The organism is Enterococcus sp. DIV0703, from assembly GCF_051711065.1.
GTDB classification, from domain to species: domain Bacteria; phylum Bacillota; class Bacilli; order Lactobacillales; family Enterococcaceae; genus Enterococcus_B; species Enterococcus_B hirae.
The window spans coordinates 2,527,874-2,548,116 of the sequence record NZ_JBIOLX010000001.1 but is presented as its reverse complement, the minus strand read 5'-3'; the positions used below and the strand labels follow the sequence as shown (position 1 = coordinate 2,548,116).

The following is a 20,243-nucleotide window of genomic DNA, read 5'->3' as shown; positions in this document are numbered from 1 at the left end:
AAGTGACTGTAGCAGAAGACGAAAGTCGTCTTTTACTACAGTTTTTTTTAGTGCATAACTAAATGATCTTAAAAAAACAGCTAAATGATTCAGAGAAACCGTTTACTAACTGTTTTTTATAATAACCATTATAATGTTTAATATAAACATAAAGGAGGAGATAATATGGAATTGTACTATCTGACGGGGTTGTTTTTAATAATTATATTGTTGTATTTGTTGGCAAAAAAATATGATTTTGTCAAACAACTTTTTTCAAAGATCACGATTACTTTTTTAGTTGTTTATTTGATATGGCGTTTGTTTTATACCATACCAATAGATAGTTCTGTTTCTTTAATATTTGGGATCATTCTTTACATTGCAGAATTTATCGGGTTATTTGTCTACGGTTTTTTTATTTACCTATTTTCGAATAAATTGTCAAATGAACATCTCTATGAGGCCTATGACGAGAGTTTTCAACCAAGCGTTGCGGCGTTTATTTGTACGTATAACGAAAATAGTAAATTAGTGATCGCCACGGCTTTGGCTGTCAAAGCGTTACGATATCCCAATAAAAAAATATATATTTGCGATGACGGTCATCGTGAGGAATTAAAAGAGATGGCGGAACGTTTTTCCATTGGTTATTTATCACGAGAGGGCAATGAGCATGCGAAAGCTGGCAACATCAACTATGCACTCTCACAAACGACTAGTGACCTCGTACTACTATTGGATGCAGATTTTATTGTCAAAAAAAATATCATTTTTGAAGCCGTGAATTATTTCAAAAATCCTAAAATGGCACTCGTTCAATATCCTCAAACCTTCTATAATAAAGATCCATTTCAGCTTTTAAGAAATTCCTTTTATAATGAGCAAGAATTATTTATGCGTTTTTTGGAGCCAGCTCTTTCTCGAGAAAACGCCCTGATCCATATCGGGACAAATGCAATTATTAGAAGAAGTGCTTTAGAAGAAATCGGTGGGGTTCCAACGAATAGTATTACAGAAGACATGGCGACAGGGATGTTGTTACAAAATGCCGGTTACGAGACCCTCTTTATCAACAAGGCTTATGCATTGGGAATTACCCCTTATACAGCGAAAGAACTAGCTTCTCAACGCTCGCGTTGGGCACAAGGTACGAAGCAGATTTTTGACCACTTCAAGCCACGAAAGTTAAAAGGATTGTCATTGATGCAAAAATTATGTTATTACAACTCTTATTTGTATTGGTTTACTTCTTTCCAGAAAATTATTTTTTTATTAGCTCCTACGCTGTTTATGGTTTTTGATATTTTTATTGTAAGAAGTAACAACCATCAATTGTTACTATTCTTTTTACCGCCGTTTGTTATGATCACCTTATCCTTTAGGTTATACGTGCCTAAAATAAGAAATCTAACGAGTTCTCACATTTATGATTGCTTTGTGGCACCGATCCACACAGGAGCATTATTAAAAGAATTTTTCAAACCACAAAAGAAATTCAACGTAACGAAAAAAGAAATTGTCGGGAGTAACGCATTTGATTGGCGTACGGTGTTCCCGCATATCGTTCTTTTTTGCTGGATTCTTTTTGCTTGTATCATTGCTCTTTACCGATTGATTCGTGGGGAAGGCTATGAATTTGGTTATATTGTTACGTTAGTATGGTCAGTCTATAATCTTTATGGCTTGTTTTATGCCATCACGATCGGTAAAAACCGAGATATCGAAAGTGACAGTGAAGCATTAAGTATTACAGTCAATCGTCAGTTATCCTATGATTCGAAAATCTTTGAGATGTATCAAATGAGTTTTAATGGCTTTCGGATTAGAACGGGTGGGGAATCATTCATTCCGGGAGAAAACTATATGTTTGTTGATCAACAACAAGGGTTGCAGATTACTTCAGTGTGTCGAGAAACACAGGAAGCTTACACCACTTTCTCATTTGAAGATTTGACCCCACAATCAGCGGAAGAACTAGCAAGTTATTATAGTGACCAGCTGAATGCTGCCAAACAACTAGAATTTGATATGGAAGATGATTTAGTAGAAAGCTAAAAAAGAAGAATCACTCGCTTTTCAAAAAAGGCGAATGATTCTTTTTTCATTTTTTATCAGCTATTCAAGACTTCTCCACAGGCTCGACATGTACATCTGTTTCGTGGACTTGGAATTGTTCAAATAAAGTGTGTTCGATCAAATCAGAAATATCATGACTTTCTTTGACAGTCAAATTAGGGTCCATGGTAACAGTGATATCTACATAGGTATTTGAACCATAAGTACGCCCTTTGATACTCTTCACGCTTTGGACTTCCGGGATATTATTGACTGCTTGTTTGTAGTGCTCTAATTTTTGTTGGTCAAAGCCATCAGATAAAGAAAAGGAGCTTTCTTTAAAGATATCAACCGCTGTTTTTAAAATCAATAAACCCACGACGATTGCAGCGGCACTGTCCAACCAACCCAAATTGAAGGAGGCTGCAAACACTGCCACGGCTGTACCGATACTTGTCCACGCGTCACTAAGATTGTCTTTCGCAGCAGCTAGTAAACCAGGACTGTTGACTTTCGTGGCTAGTTTTTTATTAAAGAGATAAACCCCATACATGATCAGCGCTGAGAAAATCCCAACAATGGCTGCGGTCATATCGGGTGATTCCATTTTTTTGTCAGTAATCGAGAGAATCGAAGAGTACAAGACTTCCAGACCAACCAATAACATAATAAATGAAGTGATTAAACTCGCAATATTTTCGGCTTTCCAGTGACCATAACGGTGTTCAGTGTCCGCAGGTTTGCGTGAGATTCTCAAACCGATCAATACAGCAACCGAAGCTAGGATATCCGTAAAATTGTTTAAGCCATCGGCTCTTAACGCTTCAGAATTTGCGAGATTCCCGATAGTCAACTTCAGTATCGAGACTACGATATAAGCGACAATACTGATGATTGCACCTAATTCTGCTTGTTTCAATTGTTTATATCTGTCTTTGTTCACACATTTTCACTCCAACATAAAGTATTTTATTATCTTATAATATTTTCGAATAAAATCACTAAAAGTGTGGAAAATATAATGGTTTTGGATAGGCGAAATTTGGAACTATCCCGAGCTTAACTGAATCGATAGGAGCAGCGAATCAAAAGGGATCAGCTATGATTGCACCTGCAGTAGATTCAGAAATCAGCTAAAAACAAAAAGCAGGAAAGTCATCTGATGCGTATGCTTTGAGCTTTAAATTTAACCGTGTTAGGGTAGATTTGTACCGAATAAGAAGGAGGAAAGAGACACATGGCAAAAAGAGATTTACCAAAAGTCGAAACTCGTCTTTATATCAATGGCAAATGGCAGACAGGAACAGAAGGTACCTTCGAGGTGATCAACCCTGCAACAGGTGAAACCTTAGCGAATGTTCAAAAAGGTGGAGAAAGTGAAACCCACGAAGCAATCAAAGCCGCTAAGAAAGCATTTGAAGAGTGGTCAAAAACTTCTCCTGCTCAACGGGCAAAATTAATGAACAAGATGGCAGATCTAGTGGAAGAAGACAGTGAACGTTTAGCTACGATCATGACGATGGAACAAGGAAAGCCACTCAAACAAGCTGCTTCAGAAATCAACACGAATGTTGAAAATTTGCGGTGGAATGCTGCCGAAGGGCAAAGAATCTTAGGCGAGATCATTCCTTCTCCGGCAACCAATGAATGGCAAGTACGTAAAGAACCAGTTGGAGTAGTAGGTGCAATCACTCCTTGGAACTTTCCATCCAATATGATTATCCGTAAGATATCTCCAGCAATCGCGGCTGGCTGCACGGTTATCTTAAAACCAGCAAAAGCGACACCGCTTTCTGCATTGGCGTTAATGGAGCTTTTTGATCAAGCTGGCTTTCCTCCAGGAGTCGTCAATATCGTGACTGGAGACTCCTCAACGATCGGTAAAATTCTAACCGAATCAGAAGACGTGAAAAAAATCACTTTCACTGGTTCGACAGAAGTAGGACAAATCTTAAATAAACAAGCAGCATCAACGTTGAAAAAAGTTTCCATGGAACTAGGCGGACATGCGCCGTTGATTATTTTTCCAGATGCAGATTTAGAATTAGCAACGGATCAATTGATCAAAACAAAATTCATCAATAACGGACAAGTATGTACGTCGCCTAATCGAATTTTTCTTCATGAAGCAATCAAAGAAGAAGCTACGAAATTGATCGTCGAAAAAATCAAACAAGTATCCGTTGGTAATGGCTTAGATGATCCAACGACAGGTCCTTTGATTAATCAAGAAGGTGTGGAAAAGGTAGAAGAACAAATCAAAGATGCCGTAGATAAAGGAGCCAAGATTTTAGCAGGTGGGCAACGACTGACAGAAGGCGAGTATGCGCATGGCTATTTCTTTGAACCCACTGTTTTGGATGGTGTCACGAAGGAAATGGACATCTTTTATCAAGAAACCTTTGGACCAGTGATTCCGTTGATTGCTTTTAAGGAAGAAGAGGAAGTGATCAAAGATGCCAATGATACCATCTTTGGGTTAGCTTCTTACTTCTTCTCAACGAATATCCACACGATTGCGAATGTTAGCCAGAAACTCCAATATGGGATGGTTGGTGTCAATGATACAGCTATTTCAAATTCAGCTACGCCATTTGGAGGGGTCAAGCATTCAGGCTTTGGTCGGGAAAATGGAACTTACGGTGTGGAAGAATATGTAGTAGCGAAGTTTGTGACGATTCGGACAGCTAAATAACTAGCGTATCAAAAAGCAAAAAAATAACCAAAGAAGCTAGATTCTTCCCAGCTAGTTTCTTTGGTTATTTCTACGTTATTTCTGTTGTTCTTGCTTTCGACATTCATGATAGACATGATAGAGATTTAGTTCATATTCTTTTTTGGCATTCGTTACAACAGTATCTAAAATCAACCCAGTAACTAATGAAAGTAAGGCAAGGATCATCAATCCGGTACTTAAAATAGCAGAAGGTACCCGTGTGATAAAGTGAGTCAGCATATACTCTCGGATCACTGGGACGCCGGCAAATAAGCCGAATACAAAAAAGAAAAAGGTCCAGATGCCAAAAAACATCAATGGTTTGTAGTCTTTCCACATTTTAACGATCATCATGATCACTTTGAATCCATCAGAAAATGTATTCAGTTTCGATTCACTGCCTTCTGGACGGTCTCGGTAATCGATCGGCAATTCGACCAATTTGAATTTTTTGTCTAAGGCATGGATCGTCAGCTCAGTTTCGATTTGGAATCCGGAACTCATGATCGGGAAACTTTTGACAAAAATACGATTAAATCCTCGATAGCCTGTCATGACGTCTCGTATTTTTGTTTTATATAATCGTGTGATTGTGTTTTTCACTAAATTGTTCCCAAAATCATGAAACGGACGTTTGTTTTCGTCAAAGTAAGTCCCATTTGAAAGTCGGTCTCCAATTACCATATCCGCTTCACCTGAGCGAAGTTTATCCAGTAATCCATGCACCGCTTCGGCAGGATAGGTATCATCACCATCCACCATGAGATAGTAATCTGCATCAATATCAAAAAACATTTGCCGAATGACATTTCCTTTCCCTTGTCTTGGTTCTTTTTTGACGATTGCCCCACACGCCACGGCAAGTTCATAGGTGGTATCAGTCGAATTGTTGTCATATACGTAAATCTCTGCTTCCGGTAATTCTCGTCTAAAGTCTGCAATGACTGTTGAAATCGTCGCTTCTTCATTATAACAAGGAATCAGAACAGCAATTTTCTCTTGTTGTTCCATTTTTCACTCTCCTTAAATCATAGAAAACAAAATCTCTATTAAGAATACTGTATCAAATTCTTAAATGCTAGTACCTAGAGAGAATTTTCACTTCTTTTTGTTTCTATTGTAAAAAGCCCCGTATAAAACCACTATTTTTATGTTAATGGTGATGGCTGAGGCTTCGCTTTATTAAATCAATTCATTCTTTTTTCTTGAAATCTCTAACACGGTGCCGGTATACGCATCCGCTAAAAATTCGTAGCAAATGATTTCGCCATCTTCCAGGCGGGAAATCCCTCCACGATAAGCTTTGGAATGGATCGCAAATTTTCTAGTCGGTTCTTTTTCAAATGAGATCCAAGACCCCTCGATGGAGCCTTCTTTTAAGAATGATTCTTTGACTTGTTCTAAGACTTGATCGGCTGATAACGTTTTCTTACGTTGATACAAAACCATTGAAGTGATGCCACTGATTAAACCAAGTCCGATACCTATAGCAAGACCGTTTTTAAAATTATTTGACTCACATTCTTCAGAATACATACGTCTTACCTCCTTCTTTGTCCAAAAAGATTATCTTCATTTATTCTACCATACTCTGTGTTTTTCTTAGAAATAAATAACCGCTATCAATTAAAATAAGCTATAATAAATGTGAGTGATTGACTAAGAGTAATACAAATTAGTCAGTCAACTATAAATTTGAGAGGAGCATAGTCTGAATCTTAGGCGAACTTTATTATGGATGAAAAAACATTTCAACGAATCAAAGAGTTAACAGAACTTCAAGGAACAAGTGGTTTTGAACAAGACATTCGTGCGTATATGGAAGCGCACATGGAACCCATAGTGGACGAATTACAACTAGATGGTTTAGGTGGAATCTTTGGCTTACGCCAACATGAAGAGGCAGATGCCCCACGTGTGATGGTTGCGGCTCATATGGATGAAGTAGGATTTATGCTAACCCAAATCCAGGACAACGGTTTATTCAAAGTTGTACCTTTAGGTGGCTGGAATCCGTATGTGGTTTCTGCTCAACGCTACACATTGAAGACTTCTTCTGGCAAAAATTACCCATGTATTTCTTCTTCTGTTCCACCACATTTATTACGTGGAACAAGCGGTCAAAAATCAGTGGAAGTGACAGATATCTTATTTGATGCTGGTTTTGAATCACGTGAAGAAGCAATAAGCTTTGGCGTATTGCCAGGCGATACGATCGTACCATTCGCTGAAACCATCAAAACGGCTAATGGCAAAAATATCATCAGTAAATCATGGGATAACCGCTATGGTTGTACAATGGTTTTAGAAGCGTTAGAAGCGCTGCAAAATGAAAAACTTGGTCATACATTGATCGCAGGAGCAAACGTGCAAGAAGAAGTTGGCTTACGTGGGTCAAAAGCTTCTGTCAACAAATTCAAACCTGATCTATTCTTTGCAGTCGATTGCTCAGCAGCAGACGATACGGTAACGAAAAAAGGGACATTCGGACATCTAGGTGAAGGAACGTTGATGCGTATCCAAGACCCAGGATTGATCATGTTACCACGCTTGCGTGAATACTTATTAGACGTGGCTGAAACAAACAACATTCCATATCAATACTTTGTCTCAAAAGGCGGCACAGATGCAGGTGCGGCACATACACAAAACGAAGGAATCCCAAGTACGGTGATCGGAGTCGTAGGACGCTACATTCATACACATCAAACAATGTTTAGCATTCGTGACTTTGAAGCAGCAAGAGAGATGTTGATCCAAACATTAAAAGGATTAGACAAATCGACTGTCAATACGATCGTTTACGGAAAATAAGAATACATCCTTTAAACGAAGTGAAACGAGAACCATGGATCGTGGAACAGAGATAAGCGAAGGATAGTATAAATAGTTAAGAAGAGGTTGTGAAAGAAGCGTTTAGCTCCGAGCGAATAAGAGAGGATTTTTTAAAATAGCTCCTCATATTTTAGAAAATCATCGCTTATTGTTGAGGAGTTGCTTCTTGAACGCCGTGAATCAGAGGTCGTGAAAACATCGGGTAGCTCTGATGACAATAAGAAAGAATTTTTTGAAACAGCTTCTCATGTTTTGAAAAATTCAGGCTTATTTCAAGGAGCTGATGTTTGAACACCGTTTATTCGTTTTTAGAGATACTAGAAGAGACTGAGACAAGTTTTGTCCCGGCCTCTTCTTGTTTTGTCGTCAGCCAGTAAATACGGGGGAAATCGGTGAATCGTTTTTTTGGTTGAAGCACCTGAATTTTTTGAATACAAAAGTGAGGACTGGTTAGGAGTTGGTGACTTTTAAAGAAAGGTGTATAATTTAAATATAAGAAGAAAAGAGGGACAGCAATGATTATTCCAGAAAACTTAGAAGAATTAGCAGGTTACGTTGAAAAAGGGAACAGTGTCTTTTTCTTTACCGCAGATTGGTGTGGCGATTGTCGCTTTATCAAGCCTCAAATGCCAGAAATAGAAAATGATTTTGCCGCATGGCGTTTTATTGAAGTCGATCGTGACAAATACATAGATGTAGCCGCTGAGTGGAACATTTTTGGAATCCCAAGTTTTGTAGTGATCAAAGACGGTAAAGAATTAGGTCGTCTAGTGAATAAAGATCGGAAAACAAAACAAGAAATCGAGGATTTTTTAAATCGTGTGACGAACGGCTAACATCTGGATATTTGTTAGGAGGGATCAGGATGGAACAAGAATATAAAAATATTTTGGTCGGGATCGATGGAAGTGAGCAAGCACTTTCTGCCTTTAAAAAAGCAGTTGAGGTTGCTCGAAGAAACGACGGAACCGTCTATGTAGCAAATGTGATCGACCAACAATTTTATAATTTCATGGGCTATGTCCCAATAGATCAAACGCTAGTTGACCAACAAACAGAAGCAGCGAAACAAATGATCGAAGACTGCAAAGCTTATGGAAAAACAGTTGACTATCAAAAAATCGAAGGAATCGTCGCTTATGGTTCTGTTAGAGAATCAATGGCAGTCAACTTACCAAAAAAATATGCGATCGATTTGATCATGGTCGGTCAATCAGGATTAAATGCGGTTGAACGATTTATGACAGGTAGTGTTTCCAGCTATGTCATCCGCCGAGCACCATGTGATGTCTTGATTGTCTCTGATGAAGTGGAAAACAACACCGACAATTAAATACGTTAACTAAGAGATAGTGATAGGCCTAGCTCTGAGAAATAAGCCGGAGAATCCGAAAATAGTTCCTCCTATTTTTGGGATTCTCCGGCAAATTTTCTGATAGAGCGATTTTTTGCATGCTGTTTACTCGTTTTTTAGAGTGAAGGGCAAGATATATTTCACAGGCTCGTTGCTATTGAAAATTCTTGCGATTCCATAACTAAGAAAATAGTTGTTCGCACTTTTTTTGAAGAATGAAAAAAAGCATGCACAAAAACTTTTTTTTTGTTAAGATAAATGTCAGCAAAGGATAATGGAGGAAAAAACATGATTTTTGCTTATAATAAAGCGCACGTGGGAGATACCTTGATGGTCATCGTCTCAAATGACAATGGAACCGAAAATACGGTCATCCGTAAATGGAATGTTGCTCAAATCAAAGATGAAACAGGACAAATCGTTGGCTGGAATTTTTTCCATATCTCCGACCATCTTACGATCGAAGGTAACGGACAGGTCAAACTAACAGAAGAACAAATTGCACAGTTGAACCGCTTGATCAAAGAAGCTGGTTTTGAAGAAACGTTAACAGAAGAAAATGAACCAAAAATCGTTGTTGGCTACGTCAAAACTTGCGTACCACATCCTGATTCTGATCACTTATCGATCACTGAAACACAAGTAGGAAAAGAGGAAGTCTTACAAATCGTTTGTGGCGCTCCGAACATCGAAGCAGGACAAAAAGTCGTTGTTGCCAAACCAGGAGCTATGATGCCTGATGGAATGATGATTTGGCCAGGAACATTACGTGGGGTTGAAAGTCACGGAATGATTTGTTCGGCGAAAGAATTACAATTACCAGATGCACCGAAAGAAAAAGGGATCCTTGTTTTACCAGAAGATGCAGTGATTGGCGAAGCATTTCCAAAATAAGCAAAAAACAGCACAGTTGCCGAGCAACCGTGCTGTTTTTGTATAGGAAATTAGTTATTAGTTACCAGAGTTCTCTGATTGGCTTTGTTTTAATGCGGATTGATCAATTGTTAATTGAATCGTTGTTGTTTTCTTTTCTTTTCCGCGATAGTAAGTGACCTTCACTGAATCGCCGACTTTTTTCTGATACAAGACAGATTGTAATTCTACACCAGAAGAAACATCAGTATCATCGATTTTTGTAATGACATCATATTGTTTCAAGCCAGCTTTTTCTGCAGGTGTCGCCGGTTGAACGCTGGTAACAATCACACCATTTGTCACAGACTCAGGAATTTTCAAGATTTGTTCTTGTTGTTGGGTTGAAACGGCTGAAAGGTCAACCATTGTGATCCCTAGAGCAGGACGGGTTACTTTTCCATCTTTTTCAAGTTGGTTGATAATATTTACTACATCGTTACTTGGGATCGCAAAGCCCATTCCTTCCACGCTTACACCTGATGAAGAAGCAGAAGTACTTGCAATTTTACTTGAATTGATCCCGATCACTTGTCCTTCAATATTGACTAATGGACCACCAGAATTACCAGGGTTGATCGCAGCATCTGTTTGGATCGCATTGATATTGACCGTTTGATTTGACTCGTTCGTGCTGGTTACTTGGCGATTCAATGAAGAGATAATCCCCGAAGTCACAGAGTTGGCATATTCAGAACCTAGAGGAGAACCAATTGCGATCGCAGGTTCACCTACTTTCAATGAATTAGAGTCACCAAATGAAGCAACTTTGTTCACTTTATCTGCACTGATTTTCAAAACGGCTAAGTCAGAATAAGCATCCGTCCCGACTAATTCAGCTTTGACTTTTGTTCCATCTTTTAATAAAACCTCTAATCCTTGTTGTCCTTCTACTACGTGATTATTTGTTACGATATAAGCGGAATTGCCACTTTTTTTGTAGATGACACCACTACCTTCACTAGAAGCCTCTAGATTGCTATCATCAGAACTTTCTTGTTGTTGTTGGCCAAATAGTTGACCGAAGCCGTTAGTCCCTTGATTTTGGCTTTGAAGATTGATAACAGATACCACCGCATCTTGGACTTTATCGACCGCATTCGTAATATCTGAATCGACATTGACTTTGACATTCTCAACGACAGTTTCGCCCGCTGAATTTTGATGACCACCTGAATTTGACGCTGCGTTTCCAGAACCCATGACAGCATAAAAAATACCAGCCGTTACCAAGCCCCCAATAATTCCACCGACTAAGCCTAGACCCAGCTTACGCCAGATTCCATTATTCTTTTTCATTTTTGGTGTCACATCTTTTCTCTCCATGTGATCTGCCTCCATTTATCATTTTCTTCTATCTCTAAGTATAGACTTATTTGTTAAGATTAGTCTACTTGGAGACTATGAACTTTTTATGAAAAACTTTAGGAAAAATCATTGCGTTCAGATGAAAAAATAAGAAAAAAGTTTTCCACAAATCCTGTGTAGAAATCAGCGGAAAACTCGCAGAAAAACAATACACTTTTTTATCCACAAGATGTGGACAACGTGGATGAATCGGTGCAAAACATACGTTTGCTTAAGAAATACTTATAAAATAAGCCAGAATCATCGTCTTTTCTGTGGATAAACCTGTGGATGATGTGCATAACTATGTGGGAATCTTTAAATAAATAAAAAATAACTCGCTTTTTCTTTTAGCAAACATTTCGTTATAATAGAAAAGAAGGAAATACGAACAACGAACAATGAAGAGGAAAAATGAAGGAGTAAAGCAATTGAATATCAAAATCATTTCAGTCGGTAAACTAAAAGAGAAATACTTGATCCAAGGAATCAATGAATACGTCAAAAGGCTGCAAGCATACGCTAAAATCGAACGAATCGAAGTCCCGGATGAAAAAGCACCTGAGAACTTGAGTGAAGCTCAAATGCGCCAAGTCAAAGAAAAAGAAGGCGAGCGGATCTTGAGCAAAATCAAAGAACAAGAATACGTCTACGCACTAGCAATCGAAGGGAAAAATCCAACCAGTGAAGCTTTCGCCAAAGAAATCGACCAACTAGGAATCAAAGGGAAAAGCCAGATCACTTTTGTCATCGGTGGCTCACTCGGCTTAAGCGAAGCCGTCATGAAACGCAGCAACGCCCAAATCTCATTTGGTAAAATGACCTACCCCCACCAACTCATGCGCTTGATCCTCGTCGAACAAATCTACCGTGCTTTTCGGATCAATGCGGGTGCTCCATACCACAAATAATGATATTTTTTAAGAGAAAAAATTATCCCTATTTTAAATAATAGCAATAGGTAGTGGTAGGGAGAAATTTATAAATAACTTTTTTATTTGCTTTGGTAGCCAAGTAAGTTGCAAAAGAAAAATAGATACTGTTAAAAAGATAATGTAGACATAGAAACAAATACGTAAAATTTTAGTTAGAATAATGGCAAGGAGAAAAAACATGATAGATGAAAAAAAGTGTTTAAAAAATCTATTAGAGGATATGGATGATATTGAAGAAAACTATCTAAATGGACTGGGAAAACAAATATATTTCAGATACTTAAGCTATCTAAAAATGAAATAAGACATAGTAATTTTTTAGCTTTTTTGTTTGCTCCAAATGAAACCCACAATTTATCTGATGAGTTTTTTAAAATGTTTTTGAAAAGGTATATAGATTCTAATGATGATACCAAAGCTGCTATCAATTATTTTGATGCTTTACTTAATAGCTATGAAGATTTAATTGTTTACAGAGAAAATAAGAATATTGATATTTTATTGGTATCGGAAAAAAATAAAATAGTGGTGTGCATCGAAAATAAAATTCTGTCTTCGGAGTCTGGAGGGCAACTTAATAAATACCAAATATATATAGAACGCAATTATTCTAACTATAAAAAAATTTTTGTTTTTTTAACTCCAGATGGAAATGAACCCACAAATCCTAGTTGGGGCATAATTACTTACAAGAATATCGTTGAAGAGAGTGTAAAATATTTTGTGTAAATAGAAAAAAGGAAGTCCCTTCTGTAGAATAGAGTTACCACAACACATTCACAGAAAAGAGGACTTCCATATGAACGATTTTACTACAGAAATTATGGAAATACTAATCAATAAAGGTGATTTGGATGATTTGTTTCGTCGTCACCTAGAATTGGCTATTAACGCTTTATTACAAGCTGAATTAACGGTATTTCTTGACTATGAAAAGTATGATAGAGCTGGATTTAATTCAGGTAATTCCCGTAATGGGAATTATTCGCGCTCTTTTAAAACAGAGTACGGTGAATTGAATTTAGTAATACCTAGAGATAGGAATGGAGACTTTTCTCAACAAACTTTACCTGCTTATAAAAGAACCAATGACTCTTTAGAAACCACTATTATTCAGCTAGTTCAAAAAGGAATTACTATGTCCGAAATCTCTGATCTAATCGAAAAAATGTATGGTCATTATTACAAACCACAAACTATTTCAAATATGAGTAAAATTGTGTCTGAAGATGTTTCGGCATTTAAAGAAAGAACTTTAGAAGCTAAATACTCAGTCATTTTTATGGATGCTACTCATATTCCCTTAAAAAGACAAACCGTATCAAAAGAAGCTGTCTATATAGTAATTGGTATCAGGTTGGATGGAACTAAAGAGGTTCTAGGATTTACTATAGCTCCAACTGAATCTGCTTATGTTTGGAAAGAGATTCTTCAAGATCTAAAAGACCGTGGTTTAGAAGAGGTTTTGTTAGTCGTAACAGATGGTTTAAGTGGTATTGACGATAGTATTCATAGTGTTTATCCAAATGCTCAATTTCAACAATGTTGTGTCCATATATCTAGAAATATCGCTCATAAGGTTCGTGTTAGTGATCGACAAGAAATCTGTAGCGATTTCAAATTAGTTTACCAAGCAAGTTCAAAAGAAGAAGCAAATAATCAAATAAGGTTTATGATAGATAAATGGAAAAAGCAGTATCCACGAGTGGTTAAATTGCTCATGAATCCTGCTATATTAACCTTTTATAATTTCCCTCCGTCAATCAGAAGAACTATTTATTCAACTAATTTGATTGAAGGTTTTAACAAACAATTAAAGAAATATACCAAAAGAAAAGAGCAATTTCCTAATGAAGAATCTCTGGAGAGATTTCTAGTATCTCAATTCAACAACTATAATCAAAAGTTTCTATGCCGAGTTCATAAAGGTTTTAAAGAAATACATGATACATTAGAATCAATGTTTTAACTTGATCAACAGAATGGGCTTTTCCATTTACACATAATTATTGACACAACCTATTCTGGAAACTTACAAATAAAAGCTTATTCTTCAGCCACCTTCGGGTGGTTATTTTTTATAAAAAAATGTAAAAAAATATTGATACATAAATAAATTAGTTGTAGTAAATAGTTTTAGAATTGAATTTCTCTATCCTTTTTAAATAATTTTTTAGACAAAAAACAGAAAGTGTCTAAAGAAAGCTTGACGAAGAAAATAATTTTTAATAACTTATTTAAGGAAATTTTTTGAAGGAGAAGATAAAAGTGAGAAAAAAGATTATTATTAATGCTGGAGTAATTATAGGATTGATGTTAGTAATTTTCTCCGGAAAGCAATATGCTGATAATATTTTATTATGGGGAGGGGAAGATAATATTGAAAAGATCAACAACAATTTAACTATATTAGACACAGCTCTAGAAAATAAAGAGCAAAAAATTAGTATTTTAAATTCACAATTGTCTTCAAACAACCAAACTCTTGAACAACTAAGAACTAATATTGAAGTTTCCAAACAAAAAGTGGCATCTTTAGAAAACGACAAGAATCAATTAGTATCAGAGAAAACTAATTTAGAAAATCAATTGTCAGCAAAAGACTCTGAATTGCAAGGAAAACAAAATGAAATTAATGCGAAAATAGACGAAATTAACCAAAAAGTAGCTGAAATAAATCGATTAAATAGCGATTGGAATAATCGTTTACAAAATGAAAAGAACAAATTTAATGAAGAACAATCTACTATTAATAGTTTAAACCAGCAAATTAATCAAATGTTGAGTGAAAAAAATAACATTCAAAATCAACTGCAAGCTACTCAGCAAAAGCTAGAAGAAGAAAAGTCAAAAAATAGTAGTTTGAATAATTACATTGAAAAGCTTCAAAAAGCTAAAAATGATGTAGAGGATACCGCAAATAAAGCACAACAAATTGTAAATGAACATACAATCCAATAGATATAGTTTTAATTTAACAAATGGTATGTTTGGAGATAATGAGATAGAATATAAATGTCATAATATTATACAATCTAAACACCGTTTCCTTTTCTATTTTTGATGACATCAGTATATAGCTACTCGAAAGAGTAGTCTTTTTATTATTCTCGCTTATTATTGATATGAAAATTTCGATTTGACAAAAGGTACCGAATAATTTTGTAATATGAATTATTATCAAGAAGTAATTATGATGATAACATATGGAAACTAGTTAGTAATAATAACAGGTGATTAAACTTTTGAACGACTTGTAATTCTATATTTTTTCTTTTAAGTAAAAAATATAGGTGATTTTTTTTGACTTCATATTTATAATAAAGACACGTAAATCAATTATTTTTCATTTTACTTTAACTAATAATGTTTATTTGGAGGGATTATTATGTTAGATGATAGATTGACGTGTTCTAATTGTGGTACATTATTTTACTATGAGGAAGTTAGAAATATTGTAAAACATAGAAAAAAAGAAATGCCTATACGTTGTCCAAATTGCAATGAAGTTATTAAGCGAAAGTTGTCTCATGGTTATTTTGTCAGCTACGAACTATATGAAGAAAGTAAAATAAATCTGAAAAAAAAACCAAAATACTATAAAAATTTGAAAACTGGAGCTATTATAACTGAAAAAGAATTTAAAAATTTAGTGACTGAAGAAGAAAGCAGGTTTTATAATTTGTCTGGTAATATTTGCCCTGGATTTATGGATCAGATTATTGAAAATGAGTCAATTGAATCAATTGAAAACTATGTTCCTGTTGACTTACCAAAATAGAAAAAATAATCCTGTTTTTACAGTGAATTATTTTAATTTTGATTTTCAATAAAAATATATTACAATAATAATCGTAATAGCTAATGAAACAATTTCTCAATCTTTTTACCACTCCAAACAGGGAGCGTCAATAATTTTGTGTAAATAACTCGTCCTTCTGCAAAATAATGGGTTACTCAGTAAACATTGAAGCTAATGTATCCGTCACTTGTTGGAAGCCTTTATGGCTTCTATTTAAGAATTTTTGATTGTATGTATCAAAGATGGATACTAGGAAACGCTCTAGTGATTCTTCATTTTGAAACTGCTCTTTTCTGCGGCTGTATTTCTTGATTTGTTTATTGAAAGATTCGATTGTAGAACCAGAAGGAATGGAGAACACTTTTGAACTTTACAACAAAACTACTGTTGATAAATTAATTCCAATTTTAGTTCCAACTGATTTAAATGGTCATGATGTTTTACTTCGTTTTAACGGATTTTTAGGTGAGGATTATAGATACCTAAAAATTTCTGATCCTCAACCTTTAACAGAATAATAAAAAACGTGTAATCAATTATTTGATTACACGTTTTTTATTTCAATCTTCGTTGTAGTAGTGGTTGCGACATACCGAAAGGTAATCTTCATTACCTCCTACTACAATCTGTTCACCTGAATAAACTGGAATACCATCAACAATACGAGCATTCATTACAGCCTTTTTATTGCAAAAATGGCAAATAGTTTTAATTTCCTCAATTTTATCAGCAAATGTCAATAATGCTTCGGATCCCTTGAAGAGATTATTTTGAAAATCATTCTTCAATCCATAGCAAATTACTGGTACTTCCTCATTCATTACGATAAGTGATAGATCAATAATATTCTCTCTACTTAAAAATTGAGACTCATCGACCAAAATACAATCAACTTTTCCGTACTGATCAATAATCTCCACTAATTCTCCGTACACATCCATTTCAGAAGTAATTGCAATAGCTGGTTTCGAAACACCTATACGACTCTCAACTTTTCCAAATCCTGATCGAGTATCTATTGCGCTTGTCATTATGATAACTCTCTTCCCTTGTTCTTCATAATTATGAGCCACTTTCAGTAGCTCAATACTCTTTCCACTATTCATTGTTCCATATCTGTAAAATAATTGTGCCATTAAATTTATTCCCTTCTTTTACAATTCAATTATTCCTTAATTCCATCTGCTTTTATGCAGCTGCTCGTTTATTCCTTGATATGTCTATAACATCTACTATCCCTAAAACCAATTTATAAGCCATTAGAGATGGTATTCCTGAACATCTCTCATATTGTTTTTTGAGTGGTATATCATCTGAAAAACTGAAGGAATCATGAAAATAGCGACATACTTATCATTTAGAGTTCTAACTTTAAATGCATTTACTTCTTCAGTCAGCACTTTAGTCATGTTGGACATGGTTTGGGGCGTGTAGTGATGCCCATACATTTTCTCAATCAAGTCTGCGATTTCCGACATGGTAATACCTTTTCGGAAGAGGTGAATGACGGTCTCCTCTAATGTGTCATTCGTCCGTCTATAAGCAGGAACAGTCTGTTGCTTGAACTCGCCATTGCGGTCGCGCGGAATCTGGAGATGAAGTTCCCCATACTCGGTCTTGACCGTACGGTCATAGGAGCCGTTACGAGAATTACCCGTGTTAAAACCAATGCGATCGTACTTTTCGTAATCGAGGAAAGCCGTTAACTCCGTTTTGAGAAGCGTATTGACAGCTTTTTCCAAATGGACACGGAATAATTCATTCAAATCGCCTTTGTTCGCTAGAGTCTTTAGAATTTCTGTAGTAAAATCGTTCATATGGAAGTCCTCTTTTCTGTGAATGTGTTGTGGTAACTCTATTCTACAGAAGGGACTTCCTTTTTTCTATTTACACAAAATATTTTACACTCTCAACAAAAGTATCTTCGATTAATACTTGCTCAAGTTATGTGCAGCTACGAAAAAGTAGGTACCGAGGTACTTTCTTTTTCGCAGCTTTTTTTGGACTTATGAGAAGTACATTCGCTGGAAGAATACGATATAAAACGAGCTTTTTCACTAAAGATATTAATAGAGTGAAAGAAACAAGCTTTTGTTGTCAGTTTTTTCACTTTTCTAAAAATGAAAATAAAAAATTCTGGAAGTGGAGAAGAATTTTGCTTGCTATACTTTGTCTTGTAGAAAAGAGGTAGACAAAATAATGCAAGCTCAAATAAGCGATTTTCCATAACCTTGGTAGGAATGACAAATTAAATAGGAAAGGGAAGTAATAATATGAATAAAAAAAAGTTATCTCTATTCGGTTTTTTTGCCCTGACAGCTTCCATGGTTTTGACTGTTTATGAGTATCCGACCTTTGCAACATCACAATTACATTTGGTTTTCTTTCTTCTTTTTTTCTATTTACACAAAATATTTTACACTCTCAACAAAAGTATCTTCGATTAATACTTGCTCAAGTTATGTGCAGCTACGAAAAAGTAGGTACCGAGGTACTTTCTTTTTCGCAGCTTTTTTTGGACTTATGAGAAGTACATTCGCTGGAAGAATACGATATAAAACGAGCTTTTTCACTAAAGATATTAATAGAGTGAAAGAAACAAGCTTTTGTTGTCAGTTTTTTCACTTTTCTAAAAATGAAAATAAAAAATTCTGGAAGTGGAGAAGAATTTTGCTTGCTATACTTTGTCTTGTAGAAAAGAGGTGGACAAAATAATGCAAGCTCAAATAAGCGATTTTCCATAACCTTGGTAGGAATGACAAATTAAATAGGAAAGGGAAGTAATAATATGAATAAAAAAAAGTTATCTCTATTCGGTTTTTTTGCCCTGACAGCTTCCATGGTTTTGACTGTTTATGAGTATCCGACCTTTGCAACATCACAATTACATTTGGTTTTCTTTCTTCTTTTGGGAGGTATTTTATGGTTTCTACCAGTTGCTTTATGTGCTGCAGAAATGGCAACAGTTGAAGGATGGAAAGATGGTGGGATTTTCAGTTGGGTTAGTCAAACTTTAGGAGAACGTTTTGGTTTTGCAGCTATTTTTTTCCAATGGTTTCAAATTACAGTAGGTTTTATTACAATGATCTACTTCATACTAGGAGCGCTGTCGTATGTAATTAATTTTCCAGAGCTTAATACAGATCCATTTATCAAGTTTATTGGTGTATTAGTCATTTTCTGGGTACTGACTTTTTCACAGTTGGGCGGGACCAATCGTACCGCTAAAATTGCTAAAGCAGGATTTGTCATTGGAATTGTTATTCCTTCGATCATTCTCTTTGGTTTAGCAGCAGCCTACTTTATCGGCGGTAATCCGATTCAAATGGCTATTAATGCGAAAGCTTTTATTCCTGACTTTTCTCAGCTTTCAACTTTAGTAGTATTTGTATCTTTTATATTGGCTTATATGGGCGTAGAAGCTTCAGCATCACATATTAATGAGCTGGAAAATCCCCAAAGAAACTACCCATTGGCAATGTTTTTACTAGTGATTTTGGCCATCGCCTTAGATGCAATCGGCGGTTTCTCAGTAGCAGCGGTTATTCCACAACATGACTTGTCTCTCAGTGCTGGTGTAATCCAAACATTTGAAACGCTTATTTTACATTTTAACAGTCATTTACATTGGTTGGTAAAAGTGATTGCTCTCATGATTGCCTGTGGCGTTATGGGTGAAGTTAGTTCTTGGGTAGTTGGTCCATCACGAGGGATGTTTGCAGCTGCTCAGCGAGGTCTGTTACCAGTTTTCTTCCGGAAAACTAATAAACAAGACGTTCCAGTTCCGTTGATTATGATACAAGGAATTATCGTTACTATTTGGGCAGCAGTCTTAACTTTTGGTGGAGGAGGCAACAATTTATCATTCTTAGTAGCAATCTCCTTAACTGTTGTCATTTATCTCGTAGGATATTTACTATTTTTCCTAGGTTACTTTGTATTAGTTTTTAAGAAAAAAGACTTAAAACGAACTTACAATGTACCAGGAAAAACTGTTGGCAAAACGATTATCGGTGGAATTGGTTTTATTTTATCAGTGTTCGCATTGCTTATCTCTTTTGTACCACCAGCTTCAATTGCAGCTAGTGAGCACCGAACATACCAAATCATACTACTTATTAGCTTTGTAGTGACTGTTCTTTTACCTTTTATCATTTATGAAGTACATGATAAAAGTGCTCACACAACTATTGAGGAACCTACTCACGTGAAAGCTGAAGACGTTAATCCCGCTGTTTATCCAGCTGCTAGAGGAGAGCACCACGTTACAAAAAATGATGAACATATTTTAAAACATTAGGAGGA

19 protein-coding genes and 2 pseudogenes are annotated in these 20,243 nt (G+C 35.8%); 14 read left to right on the top strand and 7 right to left on the bottom strand.

Annotated features, from left to right (window positions below; translation table 11 throughout):
- Nucleotides 1-165: 165 nt before the first annotated feature.
- Nucleotides 166-2,037, top strand: coding sequence for a glycosyltransferase (locus IGK81_RS11665; protein WP_034700444.1), 1,872 nt, complete (start codon nt 166-168; stop codon nt 2,035-2,037).
- Nucleotides 2,038-2,101: 64 nt separating this feature from the next.
- Here IGK81_RS11665 and IGK81_RS11660 read toward each other — a convergent pair whose 3' ends face one another.
- Nucleotides 2,102-2,980: a cation diffusion facilitator family transporter gene (locus IGK81_RS11660; protein WP_034700442.1), complete on the bottom strand. Its 879-nt coding sequence runs from the start codon at nt 2,978-2,980 to the stop codon at nt 2,102-2,104.
- 294 nt (nt 2,981-3,274) lie between these two features.
- Between IGK81_RS11660 and IGK81_RS11655 the strand changes: the two genes are divergently transcribed.
- Nucleotides 3,275-4,732: an NAD-dependent succinate-semialdehyde dehydrogenase gene (locus IGK81_RS11655; RefSeq protein ID WP_034700440.1), complete on the top strand. Its 1,458-nt coding sequence runs from the start codon at nt 3,275-3,277 to the stop codon at nt 4,730-4,732.
- A 75-nt stretch (nt 4,733-4,807) separates the two neighbouring features.
- On the opposite strand, the gene IGK81_RS11650 is transcribed toward IGK81_RS11655, so the two are convergent.
- Together IGK81_RS11650 and IGK81_RS11645 are read right to left on the bottom strand one after the other, a co-directional pair.
- Entirely contained in the window at nt 4,808-5,764 is a 957-nt protein-coding gene (locus IGK81_RS11650) for a glycosyltransferase family 2 protein (protein ID WP_002317103.1), read from the bottom strand.
- Nucleotides 5,765-5,935: 171 nt separating this feature from the next.
- Nucleotides 5,936-6,289, bottom strand: a complete 354-nt coding sequence (locus IGK81_RS11645) for a PepSY domain-containing protein (protein ID WP_002317104.1) — start codon at nt 6,287-6,289, stop codon at nt 5,936-5,938.
- A gap of 198 nt (nt 6,290-6,487) precedes the next feature.
- Here IGK81_RS11645 and pepA point away from each other — a divergent pair, with 198 nt between their 5' ends.
- From pepA to ytpR, 4 genes are all read left to right on the top strand, one after another.
- Nucleotides 6,488-7,567, top strand: coding sequence for a glutamyl aminopeptidase (gene pepA, locus IGK81_RS11640; RefSeq protein WP_034700438.1), 1,080 nt, complete (start codon nt 6,488-6,490; stop codon nt 7,565-7,567).
- 536 nt (nt 7,568-8,103) lie between these two features.
- A complete protein-coding gene (locus IGK81_RS11635) occupies nt 8,104-8,424 on the top strand; it encodes a thioredoxin family protein (RefSeq protein ID WP_002317106.1) in 321 nt (106 codons plus the stop codon).
- Nucleotides 8,425-8,453: 29 nt separating this feature from the next.
- Nucleotides 8,454-8,921 (top strand): universal stress protein, encoded by a 468-nt coding sequence (locus tag IGK81_RS11630; protein ID WP_002317107.1) that lies wholly within the window; start codon nt 8,454-8,456, stop codon nt 8,919-8,921.
- A gap of 309 nt (nt 8,922-9,230) precedes the next feature.
- Nucleotides 9,231-9,836, top strand: a complete 606-nt coding sequence (gene ytpR / locus IGK81_RS11625; RefSeq protein WP_010737044.1) for a YtpR family tRNA-binding protein — start codon at nt 9,231-9,233, stop codon at nt 9,834-9,836.
- 57 nt (nt 9,837-9,893) lie between these two features.
- Here the strand turns inward: ytpR and IGK81_RS11620 are convergent, their stop codons facing one another.
- Nucleotides 9,894-11,180 carry a S1C family serine protease gene (locus IGK81_RS11620; protein ID WP_010737045.1) on the bottom strand — a complete coding sequence of 429 codons (1,287 nt, stop codon included), beginning with the start codon at nt 11,178-11,180 and terminating at the stop codon, nt 9,894-9,896.
- A gap of 452 nt (nt 11,181-11,632) precedes the next feature.
- Here IGK81_RS11620 and rlmH point away from each other — a divergent pair, with 452 nt between their 5' ends.
- The 6 genes from rlmH to IGK81_RS11590 all read left to right on the top strand — a co-directional run bounded on the left by rlmH (nt 11,633) and on the right by IGK81_RS11590 (nt 15,917).
- A complete protein-coding gene (gene rlmH, locus IGK81_RS11615; protein WP_034700436.1) occupies nt 11,633-12,112 on the top strand; it encodes a 23S rRNA (pseudouridine(1915)-N(3))-methyltransferase RlmH in 480 nt (159 codons plus the stop codon).
- Between the two features lie 202 nt (nt 12,113-12,314).
- Entirely contained in the window at nt 12,315-12,440 is a 126-nt protein-coding gene (locus IGK81_RS11610; RefSeq protein WP_002294150.1) for a hypothetical protein, read from the top strand.
- Nucleotides 12,404-12,865, top strand: a complete 462-nt coding sequence (locus IGK81_RS11605; protein ID WP_225309889.1) for a PD-(D/E)XK nuclease family protein — start codon at nt 12,404-12,406, stop codon at nt 12,863-12,865. Before IGK81_RS11610 ends, IGK81_RS11605 begins: the two co-directional genes overlap by 37 nt.
- 70 nt (nt 12,866-12,935) lie before the next feature.
- Nucleotides 12,936-14,105, top strand: coding sequence for an IS256-like element ISEfa13 family transposase (locus IGK81_RS11600; protein ID WP_002287843.1), 1,170 nt, complete (start codon nt 12,936-12,938; stop codon nt 14,103-14,105).
- 299 nt (nt 14,106-14,404) lie between these two features.
- Nucleotides 14,405-15,097 (top strand): hypothetical protein, encoded by a 693-nt coding sequence (locus tag IGK81_RS11595; protein WP_002287844.1) that lies wholly within the window; start codon nt 14,405-14,407, stop codon nt 15,095-15,097.
- Between the two features lie 427 nt (nt 15,098-15,524).
- A complete protein-coding gene (locus IGK81_RS11590) occupies nt 15,525-15,917 on the top strand; it encodes a hypothetical protein (RefSeq protein ID WP_002287845.1) in 393 nt (130 codons plus the stop codon).
- 172 nt (nt 15,918-16,089) lie between these two features.
- Here IGK81_RS11590 and IGK81_RS11585 read toward each other — a convergent pair.
- A pseudogene (locus IGK81_RS11585) lies at nt 16,090-16,293 on the bottom strand (IS256 family transposase); the annotation flags it as partial.
- Between IGK81_RS11585 and IGK81_RS11580 the strand changes: the two are divergent.
- Nucleotides 16,289-16,456 (top strand): hypothetical protein, encoded by a 168-nt coding sequence (locus tag IGK81_RS11580; RefSeq protein ID WP_154067201.1) that lies wholly within the window; start codon nt 16,289-16,291, stop codon nt 16,454-16,456. The pseudogene IGK81_RS11585 and the gene IGK81_RS11580 sit on opposite strands and share 5 nt — an antisense overlap.
- A 42-nt stretch (nt 16,457-16,498) precedes the next feature.
- Here IGK81_RS11580 and IGK81_RS11575 read toward each other — a convergent pair whose 3' ends face one another.
- A complete protein-coding gene (locus tag IGK81_RS11575; RefSeq protein WP_002287847.1) occupies nt 16,499-17,074 on the bottom strand; it encodes a thymidine kinase in 576 nt (191 codons plus the stop codon).
- Nucleotides 17,075-17,269: 195 nt separating this feature from the next.
- Nucleotides 17,270-17,755, bottom strand: a pseudogene (locus tag IGK81_RS11570) (IS256-like element ISEfm2 family transposase); the annotation flags it as partial.
- 971 nt (nt 17,756-18,726) lie between these two features.
- Between IGK81_RS11570 and gadC the strand changes: the two are divergent.
- The gene (gadC, locus tag IGK81_RS11565) at nt 18,727-20,238 is read left to right on the top strand and encodes a glutamate:gamma-aminobutyrate antiporter (protein WP_002287851.1); all 1,512 of its coding nucleotides are present in this window, start codon (nt 18,727-18,729) and stop codon (nt 20,236-20,238) included.
- The last annotated feature ends 5 nt before the right edge of the window (nt 20,239-20,243 follow it).

Excerpts from the sequence above, each read along its gene's own strand:
- IGK81_RS11665 (WP_034700444.1), top strand. The coding sequence starts at position 166 with ATGGAATTGTACTATCTGACGGGGTTGTTTTTAATAATTATATTGTTG.
- IGK81_RS11655 (WP_034700440.1), top strand. The coding sequence starts at position 3,275 with ATGGCAAAAAGAGATTTACCAAAAGTCGAAACTCGTCTTTATATCAAT.
- IGK81_RS11650 (WP_002317103.1), bottom strand. The coding sequence starts at position 5,764 with ATGGAACAACAAGAGAAAATTGCTGTTCTGATTCCTTGTTATAATGAA.
- IGK81_RS11645 (WP_002317104.1), bottom strand. The coding sequence starts at position 6,289 with ATGTATTCTGAAGAATGTGAGTCAAATAATTTTAAAAACGGTCTTGCT.
- pepA (WP_034700438.1), top strand. The coding sequence starts at position 6,488 with ATGGATGAAAAAACATTTCAACGAATCAAAGAGTTAACAGAACTTCAA.
- IGK81_RS11635 (WP_002317106.1), top strand. The coding sequence starts at position 8,104 with ATGATTATTCCAGAAAACTTAGAAGAATTAGCAGGTTACGTTGAAAAA.
- IGK81_RS11630 (WP_002317107.1), top strand. The coding sequence starts at position 8,454 with ATGGAACAAGAATATAAAAATATTTTGGTCGGGATCGATGGAAGTGAG.
- ytpR (WP_010737044.1), top strand. The coding sequence starts at position 9,231 with ATGATTTTTGCTTATAATAAAGCGCACGTGGGAGATACCTTGATGGTC.
- IGK81_RS11620 (WP_010737045.1), bottom strand. The coding sequence starts at position 11,180 with ATGGAGAGAAAAGATGTGACACCAAAAATGAAAAAGAATAATGGAATC.
- IGK81_RS11610 (WP_002294150.1), top strand. The coding sequence starts at position 12,315 with ATGATAGATGAAAAAAAGTGTTTAAAAAATCTATTAGAGGATATGGAT.
- IGK81_RS11600 (WP_002287843.1), top strand. The coding sequence starts at position 12,936 with ATGAACGATTTTACTACAGAAATTATGGAAATACTAATCAATAAAGGT.
- IGK81_RS11590 (WP_002287845.1), top strand. The coding sequence starts at position 15,525 with ATGTTAGATGATAGATTGACGTGTTCTAATTGTGGTACATTATTTTAC.
- IGK81_RS11580 (WP_154067201.1), top strand. The coding sequence starts at position 16,289 with ATGGAGAACACTTTTGAACTTTACAACAAAACTACTGTTGATAAATTA.
- IGK81_RS11575 (WP_002287847.1), bottom strand. The coding sequence starts at position 17,074 with ATGGCACAATTATTTTACAGATATGGAACAATGAATAGTGGAAAGAGT.
- gadC (WP_002287851.1), top strand. The coding sequence starts at position 18,727 with ATGAATAAAAAAAAGTTATCTCTATTCGGTTTTTTTGCCCTGACAGCT.